General features: G+C 47.0%; 1 protein-coding gene and 1 pseudogene. One reads left to right on the top strand and one right to left on the bottom strand.

Going from position 1 to position 2,775, the window contains the following annotated elements:
• A pseudogene (locus VF500_RS28210) lies at positions 1 to 300 on the top strand (zinc/iron permease); the annotation flags it as partial.
• Positions 301 to 704: 404 nt separating this feature from the next.
• Here VF500_RS28210 and VF500_RS28215 read toward each other — a convergent pair.
• A partial coding sequence (locus tag VF500_RS28215; RefSeq protein WP_330862852.1) for a glycoside hydrolase family 3 N-terminal domain-containing protein occupies positions 705 to 2,775 on the bottom strand: 2,071 nt, incomplete at its 5' end.

Consider the following 2,775-nt stretch of genomic DNA (forward strand, 5'->3'; position numbering starts at 1 on the left):
CTGGCTACAGTGCTGCTTACCAACAAGCAGGGCAAAAACAAAACCATATTTTTTGTGGCGATATTTGCGATAATGGCCCCTGCGGGCTACTTTTTCAGCGACGCGCTAAGTAGCGGAAACATCGGCAACCTGCAGCATTACTTCAACAGGATCATGGGCGTGGTTATCGGGATTTTCCTGCATATCTCAACTACCATACTTTTTGAATCGAGCGCTGATCATCGTTTTAATATGCGTAAGATGATAGCTGTATTGGCGGGTGTTGCGATTGCGTTGCTGGGCTTTTTGAAGGAATTGTAGCCCCCTGCTTATTTGTCATGTTGAGCGATAGCGAATCATCTTCTTCGCCAAGCATAGCGAATTTGCGGGGCGAAGAAGATTCTTCGTTCCTCAGGATGACAAAGTTAAAAATGGGTGTCATGCTGAGCCCGTCGAAGCATGGTGGGCGGGGCCTCTGCGCGCGAATCTTCGACAGGCTCAGAGTGACAGCCCCTTTTTCAAAATAAAAAAAAGGTGCGCCTGTATCTCACCCCAGGCGCACCGGTTACCAAAATATCATGGTAATCATCAACTAAACACCGGACTCATGTTTGGCATGCTCCGGAATATCTTTGATCAGAATTTACAGAATTAGAAAATTTTCAGAATGTTGATCGGTTAAATTCTGCTAATCCTAAAATCCTGTAAATTCTGATTCCGACTATTTATTTCACATAGAAACTCCCTCTCAGTCTGATATCCTCAGACGAACCGCCAATCATCACCTTAAACTCACCCGGTTCAACAACCTGTTTCATTTGGCGGTTCCAGAGCATGAGTTCTTTGTTATCTATTTTAAACCGAACTGTACCACTTTCTCCCGGCTTAAGGCTGATCCTTTTAAAACCTTTAAGCGATTTTATAGGTGTAGTAACACTGGCGATAACATCCCGTAAATAAAGCTGGACTACTTCTTCCCCTTCAACTTTACCGGTATTTTTAATGGTAACGCTAACGTTTGCGAAACCATTTAGCGGAATCTGCGGCTGAGTGATTTTGAGGTTTGAATATTCAAATGAGGTATAACTTAATCCATGCCCAAATGGGAACAGTGCAGAAGTATCCTGATCAACATACACGTGCCTCGACGTTGGTTTATGATCATAATAATATGGGATCTGCCCTACCGAACGCGGGAAGGTCATCGGTAGTTTACCCGATGGATTTACTTTGCCTAATAGCACATCGGCAATAGCCAGTCCACCGGTTTCGCCCAAAAACCATGATTCAACAATGGCAGGGATCTTTTTGGCTATCCAGTTAATACATAATGGCCTGCCGTTAAACAGTACTACTACCGTAGGTTTGCCGGTTTTATATATGGCTTCAATCAGACGGCTTTGCTGTTTGTTGAGGTCGAGATTGGCGCGGTCTTTCCCCTCGCCCACTTCGTTAATATCCTCGCCCAAAACAACCACAGCTACATCCGACTTGCTAACCGTGCTAACCGCCTTTTCAAGATATTCCGTTTGTTTTGCGGCTGATGTGTCGGCAGTATAACCTGTTTCAAATTTAATATCGAGGTTACTTCCGGCCTTTTGCCGCAAGGCATCTAATATAGCTACGCCCTTACCCATCTTATTGGCGTAACCGCCCAGGTATGTACTTTCGGCCAACGGCCCGACTACAGCTACCGAATGCACATCAGGGCCAAGCGGCAATACATTGTTTTCATTTTTTAGCAGACTGATGCCCTCCTGTGCCAGTTTCAGTGCAACAGCGCGGCTCTCCTCTGTATGGTTTACTTTTTTCAGCAGATCGGCATCTATATAAGGGTGATCAAACAAACCCAGCATAAACTTTACCCGCAGCACATTTGATACAGCACGATTTAGATCAGCCATAGCTAATTTCTTACTCGCCAACGCCTTGTTCATAGCCTCGTGGAAAGGTACGTGCGGAAAATCATAGAACTGCATATCCATGCCAGCCGTAAAGGTTTGGGCAAGCGCATCCGCCGCATCTGTTGCTACCTGGTGGTTATTAAGTGACATCTTGATAGCGCCAAGGTCGGACAAAACAAAGCCTTTAAAGCCCCATTCACCACGCAGCACATCTTTTAACAACCATTTATTATCTACACAGGGAATACCATCAATTTCGCTGTAAGCGGCCATCATGCCCATCGCACCGCCCTCCCTTACTGCTTTTTCAAATACATATAAAAAGGACGACCGGGCTTCCCTCTCGCCCATATTAACCGGCGCGGTGTTACTGCCCGCCTCCGGGATCCCGTGTACAGCGAAATGTTTTGGCTCGGATAAAACGGTATTGTGATCACTCAGCTTATTGCCCTGCAAACCTTTTACCATGGCTACACCATTAGCTGCCGAAAGAAAAGGATCTTCGCCGTAGGTTTCTTCAACCCGGCCCCAGCGCGGGTCACGCGGGAGGCAAAGCACCGGGCCTAATACCATGGCAACACCATGAGCGCGCATCTCGGTTGCTATGATGCGACCGGCTTTGTGAACATTAGTCGTATCCCAGGCACCAGCCAGCGCCATAGGGCTCGGGAAGGTGGTGCTACCCAAACCTTCGTAACCGTGCAGGCCCTCTTCAATAAAAAGTACCGGGATGCCTAAGCGTGTTTTTTCAACAGCATAACGCTGGATCTGGTTGCTTACATCAGCAGTTAAAGGATACAGGTCATGAACCGAGCCAATACCTTCGGTGCCGATATTGATCCTGGCACTATCCGACATGGAAACCGCGTCGTGTCCCTGCATGTTGGCAACC

Origin of the sequence: Mucilaginibacter sp. (assembly GCF_036383575.1) — a bacterium.
GTDB lineage: Bacteria > Bacteroidota > Bacteroidia > Sphingobacteriales > Sphingobacteriaceae > Mucilaginibacter.